Source organism: Weissella cibaria KACC 11862 (assembly GCF_000193635.1).
Lineage (GTDB): Bacteria > Bacillota > Bacilli > Lactobacillales > Lactobacillaceae > Weissella > Weissella cibaria.
In genome coordinates, this window is sequence record NZ_AEKT01000048.1 from 39,940 (window position 1) to 60,338 (window position 20,399).

At 43.6% G+C, this 20,399-nt stretch carries 19 protein-coding genes; 12 read left to right on the top strand and 7 right to left on the bottom strand.

What is annotated here, in order from left to right; genetic code table 11:
* Positions 1-61: 61 nt before the first annotated feature.
* A complete protein-coding gene (locus ESE_RS0109720) occupies positions 62-1,009 on the top strand; it encodes an AEC family transporter (RefSeq protein ID WP_010374880.1) in 948 nt (315 codons plus the stop codon).
* A gap of 44 nt (positions 1,010-1,053) precedes the next feature.
* On the opposite strand, the gene ESE_RS0109725 is transcribed toward ESE_RS0109720, so the two are convergent.
* Positions 1,054-2,415: a gluconate:H+ symporter gene (locus ESE_RS0109725; RefSeq protein WP_010374882.1), complete on the bottom strand. Its 1,362-nt coding sequence runs from the start codon at positions 2,413-2,415 to the stop codon at positions 1,054-1,056.
* Between the two features lie 181 nt (positions 2,416-2,596).
* Between ESE_RS0109725 and ESE_RS0109730 the strand changes: the two genes are divergently transcribed.
* Positions 2,597-3,229 (top strand): hypothetical protein, encoded by a 633-nt coding sequence (locus ESE_RS0109730; RefSeq protein WP_010374884.1) that lies wholly within the window; start codon positions 2,597-2,599, stop codon positions 3,227-3,229.
* A complete protein-coding gene (locus tag ESE_RS0109735) occupies positions 3,229-3,708 on the top strand; it encodes a hypothetical protein (RefSeq protein ID WP_010374886.1) in 480 nt (159 codons plus the stop codon). The genes ESE_RS0109730 and ESE_RS0109735 overlap by 1 nt, the downstream gene beginning before the upstream one ends.
* Before the next feature lie 50 nt (positions 3,709-3,758).
* Here ESE_RS0109735 and ESE_RS12075 read toward each other — a convergent pair whose 3' ends face one another.
* Positions 3,759-4,073 carry a CHY zinc finger protein gene (locus ESE_RS12075; RefSeq protein ID WP_010374887.1) on the bottom strand — a complete coding sequence of 105 codons (315 nt, stop codon included), beginning with the start codon at positions 4,071-4,073 and terminating at the stop codon, positions 3,759-3,761.
* A 268-nt stretch (positions 4,074-4,341) separates the two neighbouring features.
* Here ESE_RS12075 and ESE_RS0109740 point away from each other — a divergent pair, with 268 nt between their 5' ends.
* The 8 genes from ESE_RS0109740 to ESE_RS0109775 all read left to right on the top strand — a co-directional run bounded on the left by ESE_RS0109740 (position 4,342) and on the right by ESE_RS0109775 (position 13,355).
* On the top strand, positions 4,342-5,712 hold the full coding sequence (locus ESE_RS0109740; protein ID WP_010374889.1) for an FAD-dependent oxidoreductase: 1,371 nt from the start codon (positions 4,342-4,344) through the stop codon (positions 5,710-5,712).
* Positions 5,713-5,911: 199 nt separating this feature from the next.
* Positions 5,912-6,505, top strand: a complete 594-nt coding sequence (locus ESE_RS0109745; RefSeq protein ID WP_029237513.1) for a 5' nucleotidase, NT5C type — start codon at positions 5,912-5,914, stop codon at positions 6,503-6,505.
* A gap of 153 nt (positions 6,506-6,658) precedes the next feature.
* Positions 6,659-7,429 carry a DeoR/GlpR family DNA-binding transcription regulator gene (locus ESE_RS0109750; protein WP_029237514.1) on the top strand — a complete coding sequence of 257 codons (771 nt, stop codon included), beginning with the start codon at positions 6,659-6,661 and terminating at the stop codon, positions 7,427-7,429.
* On the top strand, positions 7,426-8,340 hold the full coding sequence (pfkB, locus tag ESE_RS0109755) for a 1-phosphofructokinase (RefSeq protein ID WP_010374895.1): 915 nt from the start codon (positions 7,426-7,428) through the stop codon (positions 8,338-8,340). Before ESE_RS0109750 ends, pfkB begins: the two co-directional genes overlap by 4 nt.
* Positions 8,341-8,358: 18 nt before the next feature.
* Entirely contained in the window at positions 8,359-10,296 is a 1,938-nt protein-coding gene (locus ESE_RS0109760) for a PTS fructose transporter subunit IIABC (protein WP_010374896.1), read from the top strand.
* A 20-nt stretch (positions 10,297-10,316) separates the two neighbouring features.
* The gene (locus ESE_RS0109765) at positions 10,317-11,267 is read left to right on the top strand and encodes a Gfo/Idh/MocA family protein (protein WP_010374898.1); all 951 of its coding nucleotides are present in this window, start codon (positions 10,317-10,319) and stop codon (positions 11,265-11,267) included.
* Positions 11,268-11,346: 79 nt separating this feature from the next.
* Entirely contained in the window at positions 11,347-12,321 is a 975-nt protein-coding gene (locus tag ESE_RS0109770; RefSeq protein WP_010374900.1) for a LacI family DNA-binding transcriptional regulator, read from the top strand.
* Between the two features lie 80 nt (positions 12,322-12,401).
* A complete protein-coding gene (locus ESE_RS0109775; RefSeq protein WP_010374902.1) occupies positions 12,402-13,355 on the top strand; it encodes an NADP-dependent oxidoreductase in 954 nt (317 codons plus the stop codon).
* 299 nt (positions 13,356-13,654) lie between these two features.
* Here ESE_RS0109775 and ESE_RS0109780 read toward each other — a convergent pair whose 3' ends face one another.
* The gene (locus ESE_RS0109780; RefSeq protein ID WP_010374904.1) at positions 13,655-14,686 is read right to left on the bottom strand and encodes an inorganic phosphate transporter; all 1,032 of its coding nucleotides are present in this window, start codon (positions 14,684-14,686) and stop codon (positions 13,655-13,657) included.
* 219 nt (positions 14,687-14,905) lie between these two features.
* Between ESE_RS0109780 and ESE_RS0109785 the strand changes: the two genes are divergently transcribed.
* The gene (locus ESE_RS0109785) at positions 14,906-15,535 is read left to right on the top strand and encodes a DUF4767 domain-containing protein (RefSeq protein ID WP_029237515.1); all 630 of its coding nucleotides are present in this window, start codon (positions 14,906-14,908) and stop codon (positions 15,533-15,535) included.
* An 81-nt stretch (positions 15,536-15,616) separates the two neighbouring features.
* Here the strand turns inward: ESE_RS0109785 and ESE_RS11650 are convergent, their stop codons facing one another.
* The 4 genes from ESE_RS11650 to ESE_RS0109805 all read right to left on the bottom strand — a co-directional run bounded on the left by ESE_RS11650 (position 15,617) and on the right by ESE_RS0109805 (position 19,980).
* Entirely contained in the window at positions 15,617-16,069 is a 453-nt protein-coding gene (locus ESE_RS11650; protein ID WP_010374908.1) for an NUDIX domain-containing protein, read from the bottom strand.
* A gap of 121 nt (positions 16,070-16,190) precedes the next feature.
* Positions 16,191-17,132: a PspC-like choline-binding domain-containing protein gene (locus ESE_RS11655; protein ID WP_010374911.1), complete on the bottom strand. Its 942-nt coding sequence runs from the start codon at positions 17,130-17,132 to the stop codon at positions 16,191-16,193.
* A 240-nt stretch (positions 17,133-17,372) separates the two neighbouring features.
* Positions 17,373-18,836, bottom strand: a complete 1,464-nt coding sequence (locus ESE_RS0109800; RefSeq protein ID WP_010374913.1) for a 6-phospho-beta-glucosidase — start codon at positions 18,834-18,836, stop codon at positions 17,373-17,375.
* 157 nt (positions 18,837-18,993) lie between these two features.
* Positions 18,994-19,980 (bottom strand): DHHA1 domain-containing protein, encoded by a 987-nt coding sequence (locus ESE_RS0109805; protein WP_010374914.1) that lies wholly within the window; start codon positions 19,978-19,980, stop codon positions 18,994-18,996.
* Positions 19,981-20,399: the final 419 nt, after the last annotated feature.

The window sequence follows — 20,399 nt, forward strand, 5'->3', positions numbered from 1 at the left end:
GATTAAACCAGAGCCTGATTCAGGACTCTGGTTTTCTTGTTTAGAAAGGAACACATTTATAATGTCAATTATGTGGCACAGTATATCCGGTGTTTTAATGATTCTTGGTTTAGTAGGCACCGGATACGCCCTACTAAAAATTCATATTTTCAACGATGATGATGAGCGCTTAAGTAAGTTTTTATCTGGATTTGTCACTAAAATTGCCATACCTGCTTATTTGATTGTTAGTATTCCGGAAGACTTTACACCGCAAACCCTACTAGCAATCGGGCCGAAATTAGTCTTACCGATCGCTAGCATGTTAGCGTTATTTGCTCTGTCATTTTTAATTGCGAAGTTAATCAAAGTAAATCCACACCATAAGGGATTATTTCAATCATTGTTATTCAATTCAAATACCGTCACGGTAGGATTACCGGTTAACATGGCACTATTCGGTAAAGACAGTTTGCCATACGTTTTGGTCTACTATATGGCTAATACCATCGTCTTTTGGACATTAGGCGTATATATGATTGAACGCGACACGGTAACCGGTCGGCAATTCAGTCTCCGCAAAACCCTGAAGGGAATTTTTACGCCGCCGATGATTGCCCTAATCATCGCCGTGATTTTAGTCCTGGCACGCATTGAATTGCCAACCTTTATTCGGACCGATTTAACTGATCTGGGTAATACAAACGTTCCGTTATCACTAATTTTCATTGGCTTTTCCATCGCGAAAGCTCAAAAAGCCGACTTAATCCCTGATCGCGAAAATTTGACACTTGCCTTAGGTCGTTTTGTTCTGGCACCTAGTGTCATGGCCTTAATGATGATGCCCTTTGAACTACCTAAATTACTTAAAGCAGTCTTTATCATTCAATCCGCTATGCCAACAATGACAAATGCAGCTGTCATGGCGCGCGAATTAAACGGGGATTTTAGATTTGCGTCTATTTCAATCACACAAACAACCTTATTGATGTTAGTCGTTATTCCAATTTTAATGATTTTAGTCAGTTAAACAAAAGAAACGCCCTGTCTCAAGCACGAGACAGGGCGTTTCTTTTAGATAAACATATTCAAAATCAAGACAATAATCAAACCAACCACCGCAATCAACGATTCTAGGACCGTCCAAATTTTAAGTGTCTGCTTAACGTCGAGGTCAAAGTATTCTTTAAACATCCAGAAGCCAGCATCGTTAACGTGTGACGCTGCAAGAGAACCGGCACCAATAACCAAGACCATCAGGGCCGGATCAACACCAGCTTGATGCATCAACGGTTGGACCAATCCAGCAGCAGTAAGGGCAGCAACCGTAGCTGAGCCAAGAGCCACACGTAGGATAACCGTAATCACCCAAGCTAGAATCAATGGCGAGATGTTAACGTGAGCGAAGAGGGTCGCTACTTGATCTGAAATACCACCATCAATCAAGATTTGCTTGAAAGCGGCACCACCACCAATAATCAACAACAACATGGCAATTGACTTAACTGACTCTTCAATCGTGGCGGCCATTTCTTTAACCGTCTTATGTTGATGCCATCCCATTGACCACAGTGCAAATAGCAGGGAAATAATCATCGCACCAACTGGATTACCAATCATTGTCACAAACGCATCCAAGCCTTTAACTTTTGCAGCGTTAAATGGTTGCCCATCATTCACAATGATTGAGTAGATGGTTGTAATTCCCATCAAAATAACTGGGAACAATGATGTTAACAACGATAGTCCAAATGAGGGCGTTTGCTTTAAATCAAACTGCTTCACTTCACCAAACGCCGTCAATTCACGCTTCACTGTGAAAGCTTCTGGTGCATAGGTTTTCGCCAATTTCGCGAAAACCGGTCCGGCAATAATTGCAGCCGGAATGGCAACAACCAATCCTAGTACCAATACTTTACCTGGATTAGCACCTAAAGCGCCCGCAATGGCAGTTGGTGCTGGGTGAGGGGGTAAAAACCCGTGGGTGACTGATAAGGCAGCGGCCATCGGAATACCTAGGTACAACAACGGTACACCCAACTCAAGCGCAATGGCGAAGACGATCGGGATCAACAAAACCATACCCACTTCGAAAAAGAGGGCAATCCCGATAATGAAGGCGGCAATCATTACCGCAATCTGCACACGCTTGCGACCAAACAAATTGATCAATGTGTGTGAAATGCGGTAAGCACCACCAGCATCTGCAACCAAGCGCCCAAGCATTGCACCAAACCCAAACACAATTGCAAGTTCGCCTAATGAGCTACCAATTCCATTTTGAATCGAAACTGGAATTTGCGCAAAATTCATGCCGAGGCCAAGCCCGACAGCCACAGCCGTTAAGATTAACGCGATAAACGTGTTCATCTTAACCTTAATAATTAAAAACAGTAAGAGTAGAATGCCTACAAATAATACGAGTAATGAGCTCATAATCTTAATTCTCCATATATCCCCAAATAAATATCTCAATGCGACTGCTATGTCGTACCACTATTATAAAGTTAGTTTAACTAAATGTAAACGCTTTCCTTATTTAGTTTAAGTTAATGATAAAACAGTCATATTTAAAAAGCGTATAATGGTTATAGATATTTAATTTTGGGGGATTAAGATGGGATCACGGCTAATTCACGCGGCAATCGCACAAAAGTTAATGACCATTCATTCTTTTTTAGATGATGCTTTCTTCCTTGGTAATGAGGCACCTGACGCTGATAAAACGTCTGATTTGACTAAAGGGGACACCCATTTTCTTGTACCAAGTAATCGCGGCACACAACGAATTGATCTCAGACAATTTTTAACGCAATATCCTAGCAGTCTCACTAACAACTTCATGCTGGGGTACTATACGCATTTGGTTGCTGATGAACTTTGGTTACAGGACATCTTCAGCCACCATATTCCGGCAGGTCCCATTGGCGTCCGACAACAATTGTTAGCGCTGTATTATCAAGATTTCCAGCAATTGAATCGTTTCTTAATTAATCAGTATGCACTGGTACCTTACGAACGGGATATCACATCTGTTGTACCCACTACCGTGAACTTGGATGCGTTACGTCAGTTAATGGCCGAATACAATCATGATTTCTACCTAATCGATGCGCGCCCGTTACAATTATTGCAACAATCTGAAGTGGACAACCATATCGCCAAGGTCGTAAAAATGATGACAAACATGATTAACAGCGGGCAACTCGTAGAACAGCTAATCATGCCGCAAGACAAGGGAAATTTATAATGAAAAAATTTTGGTTAATCTTAATTAGTGTACTAGCCGTGATTGGCGTGTTAATTTTTGCGGGTATTCAAATTGAACGTCACGTGGTGGTCAATAAGGCCACCACGTTATTACCTATTGTTAGTGGGACACACACCACCGGTGTTGATTTGAAAAATGTTGAACTCGCCCCAACAACGCCCCAAAATGTTGCCCTAAAATTAAATAATGAAGCTTTTAATCTTAAACAAAGTGCCAACGGTTGGGTAACTGATGCTTCAGCACAAGTCACCGGCGATACAGTCACCTATACCATTAAGACGGATAAATTGTCACAGACAATGCTTAATCTTGGTCTGCGTACAAATGGTGACCAAATTGATGCATTAGGTAGTAAAATTGTCCAATCAATGCAAGATAGCGGGGCCAAACATCCAAAATTGGTTATTAATGTCACCAATGACACGGGAGATTCTTTGAAATCACTAACTTACCGATAACGTTGGTAATCAAAAAAACGGTAGACGTCAGCATGATGTCTACCGTTTTTCTATTGCACGTACAAATACTTATGCAGGGAGCACCCGGGATTAAAGAGGGCCCCGCAACTTTCACATTGATCAATCGCTTCATAATGCGCGTAGGTCATTTGTAACCCACAGACACCGCATAACACAATCTTTTGTTGGGTTTGTGCTGCGTAACGACCGAATGGGTGGCTTTCATATGCCTGATGGCATTCATAACAGGCATAAAATTTGCCACAAGTCGCACAGCGATTGGCGATAACATCACGGTCACTATGCCAGTGAACGCACCGGCCTGCGGTATCTAAAATATTACCCCATATTGTTGTTTTTTCCATACTATTATGGTCACATGACTCACCAAACAATACAACTCTTCTTTTTCAGCACAGATATAAAACAAATATAGCCCTTTTTTGAGGACAACAAGTGTGTGATTTAACAAACTAAGTTGTTTTTTAAGGTTTCTTTGACAAGCATTTTTCGACAGGTATATTAAATTTTGTAAGCTTTTACGGCTTTTAAGGGAGGTGTCTACATGTGATTCGAATGAAATTTGATAGTTAATATATGCACAAAATAACATACGATTAATGGGGGATTATCATGGTAAAACAAAAAATTGCAGTCATCGGCGCATCACACGGTGGTCACGAAGTCGCACTAGAATTGTTAACACAGTCCGATGCGTACGATGTCACGGTCTTCGAGGCCGGTGACTTCATTTCATTTATGTCTTGTGGGATGGAACTCTATCTAACCGAGGCGGTACAAAATGCTGAGCTTGTCCGAAATTTCAAGCCATCAGATTTAGAAAAATATGGTGGTCATGTCCGCAATAACGCGAAAGTCACGGGTATTGACGCGACGAACCACACGCTCACAATTAATAACCAGGAATTATTCACTTATGACAAAGCAGTCTTAAGTGTTGGTGTAACACCCGCGCACTTAACCATCCCCGGTTCGAATTTAGCCAACATTATTCCGATGCGTGGTTACGATTGGGCCAAACGTATTAAACAATACCTCAACGATGCAACTATCAAAGACGTCACCGTTATTGGGGCTGGGTACATTGGTATTGAGGCCGTTGAAGCTCTGGTGAGAGCTGGCAAAAACGTGACCGTCCTAGACATGTTACCTCGTGTGCTAGCCGCTTACCTGGACGCCGATATGACTGATATTATCACGCAAGAACTAATTGCCCATGGCGTCAACGTAAAAGTCGGTGAGGCCATCACCGCATTTGAGGGATCTGAAAATGAGGGCGTGACAGCCGTCGTAACTGACCAGGGAACCTATGCGACAGACTTAGTCATTGAAGGAATTGGGGTAACCGCAAACACGGCACCTTTTGCAGATACGCTAGCACTCGATAAACGAGGCTGGATTGAGACAACCCGTAATTTCGAAACCAATTTACCAGATGTTTATGCCATTGGTGACGCTGTGAAGCCTTACTATATTCCAACTGGACAGCAACAGCCGGTAGCCTTAGCTTCCACCGCACGTCGTGAAGCCCAATATGTCGCCCAACGAATTATGGGCAACAAGCATGCTGTTGATTTCAAAGGGGTTGTTGGTGCCTCAGCTTTAAAAGTTTTTGATTATACATTCGCCTCAGCCGGCCTAAACAGCGTCACGGCTGATCGGTCAAAAATTAAAATTTCAGCCGTCACCTACACCGACACACGTCAGCCAGCTTTCGTGCCCACCAGTGAAGGGAACGGGGACATTATTGTCCGCTTAGCGTTTAGTCCTGATTCACGAATCATTTTGGGTGGCGCTATTATGGCGCGTGATTACGATGTCACCGGCTTCGGTAACACGCTGGCCCTAGCCATTGCACAAAAAATGACCGTAGATGATTTAGCAGAAGCCGACTTTTTCTTCCAACCAGGATTCGACCGGCAATGGTCAGTATTAAATCTGGCCGCCCAAAAAGCTTGCCATTATGGTGAATTCACCAAGTAAAAGTAAGCTATTTGAATAATGTCGTGTTAAAAGCGGTGCTGATTCTAAGCGATTCAGCACCGTTTTACGATGGTCCATTATAGTATGCACAATGTTCAATGCAGTCGTGAGCCGTCGACAAGAGCTAAAATATTGTTATAATGAAGTCACCTAATCAATGTATGCGCTTTCTTTACCACAACAATTATTGGAGCATAAAATGACGCAACCTAAATTATTCCTAGATATGGATAATGTTCTTGTTGATACATTATCCGTTTTAAACGAGATTGACATGCGGCAACAGTCTGTTGAAAAGCCAGATCAAATTCCTGGCATTTTCCGGGATTTGCCACCAATGCCTGGGGCAATTGAAGCCGTGAAGCAACTAGCAACTGAATACGACATCTATGTTTTATCAACTGCACCTTGGCAAAATCCAAGTGCTTGGCAGGATAAACTGATTTGGCTACAACATTATTTCGGGGAAGATAACACTAGCCCAATTTATAAACGAATCATTTTTGCCCACGATAAGTCCGTCGCACATTTTGGTGGTGGCATCTTGGTGGACGACCGGCCTTATCATGGTGCCAGTGACTGGGATGACCCAGATGCTGACAGCATCTGGGTCCAATTTGGTGCCGATCCTCGGCTAACGTGGTCAAATGAACTCGTGTCATTTTTGCTAGATGTTTCACAAGTCCAAGATGTAACAGATACGCTAAGAGAAGCAGTAGCCGTCGTTGCTGAACGTGGCCATTTTTACGTTCATGGTGATAAAACCGAATTTGACAAGGCCCATTGGGAATAAAAGATTCTTTTAAAAGAGACAGTCATCAACACGACTGTCTCTTTTTTTGATTGTGAATGAATGTTTTTGAATGAAAAACGTTGCAAAAGGCACCAAATAACACTATAGTTACTGGTGAAAAGGAAGCGCTTACATTTTTATAGGTGAATGATTATGATGATTTCAGAACGACAAGACAAAATATTAGCATTGATTCAAAAACGCGGTCGCATATCAATCCGCGAGCTGCAAGAACTGCTATTAGTGTCTGTATCAACAATGCGACGAGATTTGGACAAGCTAGCAGACGAAGGGCTAGTGAAACGAATTCATGGTGGGGTCGAACTGCTAAGTCAACACCCCACGCTACAACCCGAAATTGCCATTGCCGACAAAACCAAATTGAATCAACCAAGCAAACAACAAATTGCCCTGACCGCAATTGCCCAACTGCAAGGAGGTGAAACACTTTACCTAGATGCAGGTACAACAACTGGGGCCATGATTACATTACTTGGCCAAGTGACGCCAGCGCCTTTGGTCGTTACTAATTCAGTTCACCATGCATCGCAGTTAGCTGATTTAATGGTGCCGGTAGTTGTCATTGGCGGTCAAGTAAAGCTATCTACTAACGCAACTGTGGGTATGACAGCGGCTGAACAACTCGGACAACTTGCCTTTGATGTAAGTTTTATTGGTGCTGATGCGATTGACCTTACTGCAGGGATTACGACACCTGACTTAGAGGAAGCGGCCATCAAGCGTTTGGTTATCGCACATTCACGGCATGCATTCGTTTTGGCAGACGCCAGTAAGTTTAATCAACGGGCATTTGCCAAAGTAGCTGACTTGGAAGAAGTAACGATTATTACTGAACCAAATTCGGCAACAGAATTGGCTTCATATCAGACAAAAACACAATTAAAGATCGGAGACCAATCATGATTTATACAGTCACACTCAATCCATCGATTGATTACGTGATGGCAGTGCCCGACTATATCAGTGGTGCGACTAATCGGGCCCAGACCACTAATGCTTATCCTGGTGGTAAAGGGATTAATGTCAGCCGGATTTTAGAAGCTAATCATATTAATAATCAGGCGTGGGGGTTTCTCGGGGGATATACCGGTGCTTTTATCGCAACAACATTACAACATTTAGCCATTAAAACTGACTTCACACCAATTCAAGGCACAACTCGGATCAATGTGAAATTAAAGTCTCGCCAAGAAACTGAGATAAACGCATCGGGACCTCAAATCACTGATGCTGAATGGCAGACTTTTAAACAACAATTTTCAAAATTGCAACCGGCAGATACCGTTGTATTTTCCGGTAGTTTACCTAGTACGCTACCACACGATGCTTATCAACAATTAATTCAGCTGGTGGTTAGTAAACAAGCTAATTTTATTATTGATACGACAGGCGATGATTTAAAACAAGCATTGGCTCTGCACCCGTTATTGGTCAAACCCAATCGTGACGAAGTGCAAGCACTATTTGAACTGACAGATATCAGTTTGAACAGTTTGAAAATCGCTGGTCAACAATTAATTGCTGGCGGTGCCCAACAAGCAATTATTTCGCTCGGTGGTGATGGCGCATTACTATTTGCCAATAACCATGTGTACTTTGCTGAACCAATCGCAGGGGACTTACAAAACTCAGTTGGGGCTGGGGATTCGATGATTGGTGGTTTCTTAGCACAGTGGACAATTGAAGAAGACCCGGTGACTGCATTTAAATTGGGGGTCGCAAGCGCAACCGCAACGGCATTTAGCGAAGATATTGCCACGCAAACAAAAATTAGGTCCATCTTGGATCACGTACACATAACTGAAATTGGTTAATTAAACGGGGGATTAATCATGCAAATTAATGATTTGCTAGCGGCAGAGACAATGATTTTGAATCTGGCCGCCACAGACAAAATTGGGGCTTTTAAGGAAATGATTGCTGGTTTGAAACAAGCAAATCGGATTTCAAGTGAGGCTGATTTCTTAGAGGGGATTTTGGCACGGGAGGCACAAACGTCAACAGGTTTAGGTGATGGGATTGGCATTCCACACGCAAAGAATGCAGCGGTGCTTCAACCAACAATCGTATTCGCCCGTTCTGAAACGGGGGTTGCGTACGATGCGCTAGACGGTCAACCAGTGCACTTACTCTTTATGATTGCTGTCCCAGACACGGCTAGTAATACACATCTGGAAGCACTGGCTAATTTGTCACGATTCTTGTTACGTGATGGATTTACAACCCAATTAATGGCCGCCAAAACACCGGCTGAAGTGCGCCGATTATTTGATGAATCATCGCCAAATACCTCGGGAGAAGACGGGGGGATAGCTAATGAGGACGCACCGTTGTTAGTTGCCGTGACGGCCTGTACAACCGGTATTGCGCATACCTATATGGCTGAGGAATCATTAAAAAAGCAAGCTGCTGCAATGGGCGTGCGCATTAAAGTTGAAACGAACGGTGCCAGTGGTGTTGGGAACAAACTGAATGCGCAAGATATCGCGGCAGCCGACGGCGTCATCATTGCGGCAGACAAAAAAGTTGACATGGCCCGTTTTGCAGATAAGCCACTGATCAACGTACCCGTTGCCGAGGGGATTCGTCATCCTGAAAAACTGATTACCCAGGCCTTAGATAGTCATGCACCAATCTATCAAACAGCGGAAACAGTCACGCATTCGGACACGACCGAGAAGCTGTCCCTTGGTAAGGCGTTTTACCGTCATCTCATGAGTGGTGTCTCAAGCATGCTACCATTCGTCATTGGTGGTGGTATTGCGATTGCTCTGGCTTTTTTAATTGACCAAACACTCGGCGTTCCCCAATCCGCTTTATCGCAACTCGGAACTTACCATCCCGCTGCTGCATTCTTTAAGCAAATTGGTAATACCGCTTTTAACTTCATGCTCCCAGTCCTGGCTGGGTACATTGCTTATTCAATCGCTGAAAAGCCAGGACTAGTGGCTGGTTTCGTGGCTGGTGCGCTTGCTGCAAATGGGTACAGCATTTTCAATGTTGGCTTGAACGCTTCACACCAACCTGTGCCATCAGGATTTTTAGGGGCATTGGTCGGCGGATTCTTGGCTGGTGGTGTCATGTTAATGCTTAAGCGAGCCTTCGCATTTTTGCCAAAAGCCCTAGATGGCATCAAGTCAATTCTATTTTTCCCAGTCCTGGGTGTTATCGTAACAGGCTTTTTAATGTTGCTGATCAACATTCCAATGTCGGCCATTAACAGTGGCTTGAACGGCTTTTTATCTAGCTTGAATGGTACTAACGCCATCCTACTAGGTGCACTACTCGGCGGGATGGAAGCAATCGATATGGGTGGTCCAGTTAACAAAGCCGCCTATGTCTTTGGAACCGGTACACTTGCCGCTAGTGTTGCAACCGGCGGGTCAACTGTCATGGCCGCCGTCATGGCTGGTGGAATGGTGCCGCCATTGGCAATCTTTGTCGCAACATTATTGTTCAGACATAAGTTCAGTCAAAAGAACCGCGAAGCCGGCCTAACCAACATTGTCATGGGATTAAGTTTCATCACAGAAGGGGCGATCCCATTTGCAGCGGCTGATCCAGCGCGTGCCATCCCAAGTTTTGTTGCTGGTTCAGCGTTGGCAGGTGGATTAGTAGGCCTAGCAGGGATTAAATTATTGGCACCTCACGGCGGTATCTTCGTGGTTGCCTTAACAAATTCACCATTGTTGTACTTGCTCTTCGTAGCCATTGGTGCAATCGTAGCGGGCGTCATCTACGGGTTACTAAAAGCACCTGACGCGGATTAAAAGAAATGGGGGACATTATCATGTCTTTAAATTGGGGAATTATTGGTACTGGCACGATTGCCAACGAAATGGCAGCAAGTTTATTAGCGCACCAGCAACCGGCTATGGCTGTGACGGCTCGAGATCAAGCAAAACTGACATCCTTTGCGGAACAGTATCAAATTCCAAAAACCTACGAGACAGTCGCGGATTTATTAGCCGATGAAACAATTGATGCTGTCTATATTGCAACGCCACATAATACACACTTTGACTTTATCAAACAGGCTTTGGCGCATCATAAACATGTGTTAGCAGAAAAAGCGATAACTGTCTCTAACGAAGAGTACACTATCGTTCGAAAGTTAGCCCAGGACGCTGGATTAGTTCTCTTAGAGGCGATGACACCAGTACACATGCCACTTTTCAAACGACTTCGTGAACTCATTAATCAAGGCGCATTGGGGCAGATTAAGGTGATTAACACAACTTTTGGTAGTCATAAGCCTTACGATCCAAAAAATCGATTCTTTAATCCTGATTTAGCAGGTGGGGCACTACTTGATATTGGTGGTTATGCAACACAGGCCTCTGTCTACTTTATGAACAGTACGCCAAGTAGGGCAAACTCGATGATGGTCCCTTTTGAAACCGGTGTTGATGAACAATCAGTGACGATTCTAGCAAATGACAATCATGAAATGGCGACCATCACATTATCAATGCAAGCTAAGCAACCTAAGGCCATTACAATTTCTGGCACTAAAGGGTACCTACGTATACCAGATTTCCCACGCGCTGATGCCGCCATTTGGTATCACACCGATACCGGCGAGTCAGAAGCGATTGCGTTAGGAAATTCTGCAGATGCTTTGTGGTATGAGATTTCAGATTTTGAGCAAGCAGTACAAGACCCAAAAATTGCTCTCGAATTTACCAATTTAACAGGGATGCAGTTCGAAACCTTAAGTAAAATTCAACAAGAATGGTAATAATTGCATTATTTAGCGGCGTTGCGCACAACGCCGCTTTTTATTGTTAAAATGAATACGAAAGATACGGAGGGGCAAGATGAGCGAAAAAGAACGTATAACAATAAATGATATCGCCCGTCTAGCCGGCGTCGGGAAAAGCACCGTCTCACGTTATTTAAACAACGGGTCAATTAGCGCAAAAACGCGGGCTAAGCTAGATGCTGTCGTCAAAGAGTATGACTATGAACCCAATCGATTTGCCCAAAGTTTGAAAAAAACTTCCAGTGGCATGATTGGGGTTGTGGTCCCCACATTTGCCTCATTTGCTTTGACGGAGATGATGCGTGGCATGGATGATGTTAATCAAGGAGATTTTTTCTTAACCATCAACACCTATCACGATGCCAAGCGCCAAGTTGAAGCGGTTAAGCAGCTTGCCCAACAAAATGTCGATGGTATCGTCGTGATGACTGGGCAAATTACTAACGAGATGACTACTGTGCTACAACAAGTATCCGTACCCGTTGTGGTGCAGGGACAACCGTCACGACACTTTGAAACTGTTAACGTTGATAACCAACATGCCGGCGAGTTACTCGTGCCATTAATTGCTAATGTTAAACCAACGGATGTGTTGTTACTTGGTGTTGATCCAACTAGTGACTACAATGTTGGGCAAACACGGTTCAACGCGATAATTCAAGCTTTAGACAACAACATGCAACGTCTTTACACAACATTTGATCGTACTGAAACGGCTGAAATTATGCGTAACTACCTCGAGACACATTCGTCACCCAAATACATCATTGCAGCAACTGACACGATTGCGTTAGGGGCACTAGCAGCATTGCAAGAGCAGCACATCGCCGTACCTGCAAACACCAAAATCGTCGCGTTTGACAATACACCGGCTGCCGAAATCGTGACACCAGGTTTAAGCACGGTTAGTTTCGATTATTTTGCGTTAGGCCAATGGCTATATCACCGTTTAAAGGATCTATCTCAAGCAGAACCTGTCTTAACTGATCCCTTACTACGCGGCGAGTTGGTGCGTCGCAGTAGTTGGTAACGCCAATAAATGAAAAGATATCTTAAACTTCCAATTCACTCGGGAGACACTATGTCATAATGAGTTTCTGGAGGTGTGGTATGAAAGCAGCAATTATTAACCAATATGGGGATAGCAATGAATTATCGGTTGTCGATGATTATGTCAATCCAACCATAACTGACGATCAAGTATTGATTAAAACCTACGCAACGAGCGTCAATCCAATTGACTACAAAGCCCGTCAAGGCGCGTTGAAAAGCATGTTTAATTGGCAATTTCCCGTCGTCTTAGGCTGGGATATCGCTGGCATTGTAGTTGAAATTGGCGATGATGTCACTGATTTTACCGTTGGCGATCGTGTATTTGCACGACCTGACATGGATGATACCGGTGCTTTTGGGTCTTACGCGACGTTAATGGCGGTAAACGCTGACAAAGTTGCCTTGATGCCTGAAACGATGTCATTCGCGGAAGCTGCAGCGTTACCATTGGCTGGTGAAACAGCCTTACAAATGTTAAACGAGCTACACGTGACGGCCGGTTCTAAAGTATTGATTCAGGCCGGGGCTGGTGGTGTTGGTATTGTCGCCATTCAGCTTGCAAAAGCGCTTGGTGCAACTGTTGCCACAACAGCCGGTCCCGAAAACGCAACGTTTGTGCGTCACTTGGGCGCAGATATTGTCATTGATTATCACCAAAAAGCTATCACCGACGTTATCAGTCAATATGATGCGGTTCTAGACAGTGTTGGTGACATTGATGCTGGATTAGCTGTTTTAGCACATGGTGGCCGAATTGTGACGATTTCAGCAAAACCGACATCTGAACAGTTAGCAGCAGCCGCAGCCAACGATCAAACGTTACTGGCTGGTTGGTTACAACCAAATGGGCAGGATTTAGCCAAGCTAGCGGCGTATTATCAAAACGATGCCTTAAAGATTGTCATTGACTCAAAGTTTCCGTTTACAACGGCCGGCGTGCGGGCCGCGCACGAACGTATTGAATCACATCATGCACGTGGCAAAGTAGTGATTGAAATGATTGCGGAATAAACTAATTAAACACCAAGATAGGCTAGTTGTCGTATCTTGGTGTTTAATTTTGCAAGCAATGTCGTGTTTACAGAAAACAGACTTATTCTAGTTTACATAATATATATTATCGTGAGTTGAACTAAAGTAGGTAAATGACCCCAAAGTATTTGATTATTGATAAACGATTCAAACTAATTGTCAATTATAAGCTCTATAATCAAAACATGATCGTTCTATAAGCCGCTGCAATTATCATGATTAAATTAAAAACGCTACCGGCCGCAATTTCGGCAAGTAGCGTTTTTTACTAAGTTAAATTACATAAACAACATGCGGAAGATTTCTTCGAACATGAAACCGATCAATCCTGCTGATGGCACTGTAATAATCCAGGCCATCACAATGTTCTTTAACGTACTCCATTTTACGGCACGAATATCATCAGATGCACCCGTTCCAGCAATTGCTGACGTAACCGTGTGCGTCGTTGAAATTGGCGCGTGAACAAAGTACGCAGAAATGAACAACACTGCTGATGAAACGGCTTCTGCCACGAATCCTTTTTGTGGACTCAATACCGTAATCTTGCTACCCAACGTGTGAATAATGCGTTGTCCACCGGCCATTGTTCCAGCTGAGATGGCCAAAGATGCCATCAAGATAATTTGTAGCGGAATTTCCGTTTGTCCAGGCTTAATGCCAAAGAAACCAACCGGGGCAGCCGCCATAAACATCAATCCCATTGACTTTTGAGCGTCTTGCAAACCGTGTCCCAAAGCCAATGAAGCGGATGTGAAAATTTGAGCACTTCGGAAAAACTTATCCGTTTCCTTTAAATTAGCCTTTTTAATGATCTTATTCAAAATAACCATGATTATAAGTGCAAGACCAAATCCGACAACTGGCGACAACACCATGGGATCAATCACCTTTTCAACGACTTTGGCTAACTTAATGTGTACATCATTACCGGCAATTTGTTCAGCCAAACCAGCTCCCATCAACCCACCAATAATCGCGTGAGTTGATGAAGATGGTAGACCAAACCACCACGTAATCAAGTTCCACCCAATTGCACCAAGCAAGGCGGCAATAACCAAGAATAATTGCTGCTCAGCGCTCACTTGCGTCATATCAACGATGTCACGTGCAATAACCGCAGCGACGGCCGTTCCCATCAAGGCCCCAATCAAGTTCATCCCGGCAGCCATGATAATTGCCGTCCTTGCCTTCAAAGCACCTGTTGTAATAGCCGTAGCGATTGCATTCGCTGCGTCGTGGAATCCGTTAACCCCATCAAAGATCAGGGCCACGATAATCACCACAACTGCTAGTACGTAGACTTCCATATTTGTCTCCTGAAATAAATACTAGTTTTAATTTTTTTATTTGTTAAAAAAACAACAGAAATAATTATATCAGTAAATACGCGGTTTCCTGGATTTTGTAACAAAATTTACAGTGCCGGTTCGCTTCGTAATGAATCATTAAAACATATTATTTAAACCATATGAAAAGCATACACAGGAATTAGACTATATTTATAAATCACGTTAAGGAAAAAAGGTATGCGTTCTAAAATACTAATAAGTACCACCCTTGTGACAACAGTCTTGGCTGCTGGCCTAATCGGTGCCAAACTTGGGTCGAATTCATTGAAAACGGCACCTGCAACAAATCATCGTACGTCATCAGCAAAACAGGTAAACAATCCGCCGGCGTCTTCACCAGCTATAAAGCATTCGGCAGTAGCCAGTACTTCATCCCCATGGTCAGCTAATAAAAGCCAACAACTGGCTAAATTTATGCTGAATTGGGTAAGTCAAATGGGTCAACACTACGAGTCATATTACCCTGGTCATGATTTTAATCTATACGGTGTCATATTCCCAACACCCCTCACGAACGGTACCATGAACATGCACCCTGCAGTAGATGATCATGCTATTGATTTGCAATGGTCCGACGATGGCACTGGTAATCATGACTATAACTTGGTTGCCGTCTATGGCGGCAGTGCCAGTTCGAACGACAGATATCCAGTGTTAACAATGTACCTATTCACCCTTCATAACGAAAAACCTGAAGTTCTTGTCACGCAACAAAATCAAGGTAATCCTGAAGGTTACTTGTATTTCAAGCCAACTGACAATCAAGCCCTTGCATCTGGGTTTGCATCGATTGTTAATCACAACTAAAAAGTAGTCATCGCGCAAACTGTACGATGACTACTTTTTTAGAACGCTATCTACTTTAACTTTCATACTTGTGTTTATTATTTACAAATTCCAACCAAATTCATCATAAAAAGAATCATTGGTCAGATTATTCAAAACTGTCTGTCTATCGCTAATTAAATTAGCCGGTAAATCATTCAAATCAAACCATTGCAACGCCGCGTTTTTATTCGGTTCCATGATTGAAGGTTTGTCAGTAAAATTTTTAACCTTAAAATATACATACATATATTCAAGACCACTTTCGACGTCCTTTTTGTGAACAATCGACACAAAATTTATATTTTCTAGTTTGACTATTACCCCAAGCTCTTCTTTAATTTCACGTTGCATGGCCATTTTAAGTGATTCTCCACTCTCCAGATGGCCCGCTGCCCCCAAATCATAGAACCCATCCATGTAGCCCGTGTTAATCCTTTTCTGTAGCAAAACCTTATTATCCATTTGAATAATCGCAAGTACTGCAACCCTGACTTTAAACCGATCTTCCGCCAACTGTTCTCCCCCCTGTTTCTAATCTTTTAAACACCGTAATTTAATTATACACTAACCAATTAGCGATTAATAAAGCAAAAAAAGCGAGCATTCCTCTCGATAAGAAGTTGCTCGCTCTTTGTTATTTCAAATAGTAACGCATAAAGAATGTGCCATTATCACCAAAGTAATAACGGATGCCGTTGATTGTCTGCCATCCTTGCACAGCACGTCCTTGATTGTCCGTGTAGTACGTATAACCCCAAGCATGACGCCAACCGGCATTTTGGCGCACACCATCAACAAACCAGTAGTATGTGCCCATATAATGCTTAAAGCCGGTGTACAATTGCCCATTCTCATACCAACGATAACCACCATTCAACGCTGAACCATCGTAAATATAGCCATTCGCAGTTGCTTTAGTTTTATTCTGACGGGTGTTGACTGGATTATCTCGTAAGTAGTACGTGTTATTATCACCAAAATAGTATTGCTTGCCAGCAATCGTTTGCATGCCTTGCACTGCTCGGCCATTTGCATCCGTATAATAGGTCATCCCCCACGCGCTCCGCCAACCAGCATTCTGACGCACACCATCGACAAACCAGTAGTATGTACCCATGTAAAACTTAAATCCGGTATATAGTTGACCATTGTCATACCAACGATAACCACCATTTGCTGCTGAACCATCTTTCAAATAACCAGAAACTTTACCACGCAGGTAGAACGTCTGGTCATTGCCAAAGTCGTACGTGATCCCATTAATTGTCACCAGGTGGCCTTCCACGCTTCGACCATCAGCACCTAGATAATAGGTCTTCCCCCATTCGGTCGCCCACGTGTTTGTTTGTCGAACACCATTTATAAAATAATAATTTGCCCCAAAATAATTACGGAACCCGGTATATAGCTGGCCATTCTCATACCAACGCCAATCACGATTAGCAGTAAACACATACCCTGACAGTGGTTGGTTCGTCGTCGCATCAGTTGTAACTGTGTCAGCTTTTGCCTGTCCAGCAACTAGCAAACTCATCACGACCACTACCAAACCCAAAACACTAAACTTTAACTTCATGATGCTTCGTCCTTTGTTTTTATCTATCAACATTCTAACGCAATCCGACGACTATCGTGATAGAGTGCTAAAAACCGGACATAATTCTTACAGTTTTCTAACGGTATCCGCTGTTTATTGGCAAACAAAAACCACAGATAGCAACCTACCTGTGGTTTTCTTGATGCCCATCAATTAGTGTAAGGATTTAATAATTAAAGTAGCGTAGTTGTGGTTTGTTTCGTGACGGGCATCAATCCGCTAATCGCCTAAGTCTTCCCCTTGTGTCGCGATGACCTGCTTATACCAGTAGAACGAATCCTTGCGCAACCGTTCGCCAGATCCTTCACCCATATCATCCAAATCAACGTAAATATAACCATAACGCTTCTTCATCTCACCAGTACCTGCTGAAACAATGTCGATAGGTCCCCATGACAAGTAACCGATTACCGGAATACCATCATTGACGATTGCTTTTTCAACTTCAGCAACGTGAGCTTTAAGATAATCAATACGGTATGGGTCGTGTACTTGACCATCAACGATTTCATCGTAAGCACCAAACCCGTTTTCAACAATCATAATTGGTAGATATGGATACATATCATTTAGTTCATTTAATGCGTAACGCAAGCCTTGTGGATCAACTGCCCAATCCCAATCATTCACCTTCACGAAATCGTTCTTCACAACCTCAACGTCAGCTGGATGATCAATTTCGGCGTCTTGTTCCGACGTTGCGCGAACGGTTGTCGAGTTATAGTACGAAATGGCCATGTAATCTACGGTACCAGCCAATAAGTCAGCCCGATCTTCATCTGTAATATCTGGTCGGATACCAGTCCGCCTAAAGAATGCCTCCAACTCGGCTGGATAAGCACCACGAACGTGAACATCAGTAAACCAGTCACGTGCCTGACGCGCCTTTTGGAAAGCCAGCATATCGGCAGGCTTTGGACTAGCCGGATAGAGAGCGGCCACGTTGACCATCCCCCCAATCACGAAATCAGGATTAATCTCATGACCAATTTGGACCGCCTTTGCTGAGGCAACCAACTCATAGTGCCCGGCCTGCATCATAGCTGCTTGCTTATCAGCCAGTGTTGCCTTGTCATCAAATTTCAGTCCCGAATTCGTCCACACCATAAACTCGAAAAATGGATTGTCTGAGACGGCGGCTTGATTTGAAATTTCATTGTGCGTCATCCAGTACGTAACCTTATCACGATAACGCTCAAAGACTACCTTGGCATAATTTACGAACAAATCAATCACCCGGCGATCTGACCAACCGCCATACTCAGTGACCAAATGATACGGCATTTCAAAGTGGTTCAATGTTACGACTGGTTCAATGCCATGCTTATGCATCTCGTCAAACAAATCATCATAGAATTGCAACCCTTCCTCGTTGGGTGCTGCATCATCACCATTTGGGAAAATACGTGTCCAGGCAATCGATGTTCGGAAGGCCTTAAACCCCATTTCACCCATTAACGCCAGATCTTCTTTATAGGTATGGTAGAAATCAATACCATGATGATTTGGATAATTCAATCCATCTACTACGCCGTTCGTAATCTGTCGTGGCTCAGTATGACTACCTGCTGTCAAAATATCAGCGATAGATACGCCCTTGCCACCTGCTTGCCAGGCCCCTTCTGCTTGGTGGGCAGCAATTGCACCACCCCAAAGAAAGTCGTCTTGTAACTTAATTCCCATGTCATGTCCCCCGATACGTATGACTGCATTTGCTATACCTCTATTGTAAGCGCTTTCCGGATTGAAAGGGGGCGTTTTTTGACTTTAATTATCGCTTTTTTTGCGAAATCAAAAAACGACCGACATTTAGCAGCGTCGATCGTTTTCAGCAAATACTTTAGTTTTCAGTCGTTACGGCCTGTTGCAGGATGGCCGGCCAGTCAAGACGTAATTTAGCACCGGATGCCTTGGCATGGCCACCACCATTAAAGGCGGCCGCCACAAGCGATACATCAACATCCTTATCCTTAGCAACACGGAATGATAATGCACCATTATTAATCACTAAGCCGAAATCAACGTCTTGTAATGATGTCAATGCATTACCAATTTCAGACATTTGCTTTGACGCTGTCACATACGCATAGTGGTAGGTAGTGTCGCCAATCGTCAAATCACCAAACTCCGCAGCTTCCGCTTTTTTCAAGACATAGGCTGCATTAGCTGCCATGCGGTCATCTACCAGTCCCATGATGACCGGTGAGAAAATTTTAATCAGCAGCTCACGTGGCTTCTCATCTGATGAAATCGATGCTTCCTTAGCAGCCGTAATGAGCGTACTAAAACGTTCGCGACCCAAAAAGTACAACACCTCATTCAAAACTTGCGCAGTTGAACCTGTCGCTACGTCATCATCATATGCCGCATCCTGCCACATCCAGGTATCATATAAATTCGTTAGTGTCACTAGGGTTTGCCAAAATGGCAATGTGGTAAAAGCCGCTCGTTGATCTTTAAATACCAACTCGGTCGCCGAAGATGTCCCCGTATCGTCAGTAATAAACCGAGCCACCGTCGTCGCCTCAGCCCACACCGGTGCATTCGAAACGTGGTGGTCATAAACGACTGGCTGGATACCCGTTACTTGGTTGAATTGCAGTAACATTTGCATTGATGGGGTATTGTCTAACAGCATCACGTGTGTCGGTTTACGCACCTTGTCTGCTACAATATCATCCAGCACTTGCTTCAGGACAGCATCAATACCGGGTGCCCCAGCTTCAGCGTACAGAATAGTGGCGTCTGATTGACTAGTTTGGGCTGCCGTTAAGCCGGCCATGACCCCATCTAAATCAGTATGGGTCACAATTAAAGTCGTTTTCATCGTATCTTCCTTTCGAAGTGAAACCTTACCGTCTATTGTACGCATCTTCAGGTCAGTTATGCAAAAAGATTAGTGCACGGACGCAAAACATCATAAATTCACCATTATCTTGTCGAAATTATCGCCAGCTTTCACAACACGCCTTTCTTAGACTTATTTTTAAGGAAGACGTTATGATGAAACATGAAATCAATTTTTGCTGGCGAACCACCTGCCTGGTTTTGCTTGCTTTCGGGGGATGTATCTTGTCGTCGCGCTATCTATATCGATTAGACGTGGCTTGCTACCTACCACTACTTGCTAGTATCTGTGGTAGTCTGATTATTGGCGTATGGCTAGCCGCTGGTCTAGTCTGGTTACTCACGAATAAATAACGACACTAAAAAACCGGGTAATGGCTATGTGCCAATTAACCCGGT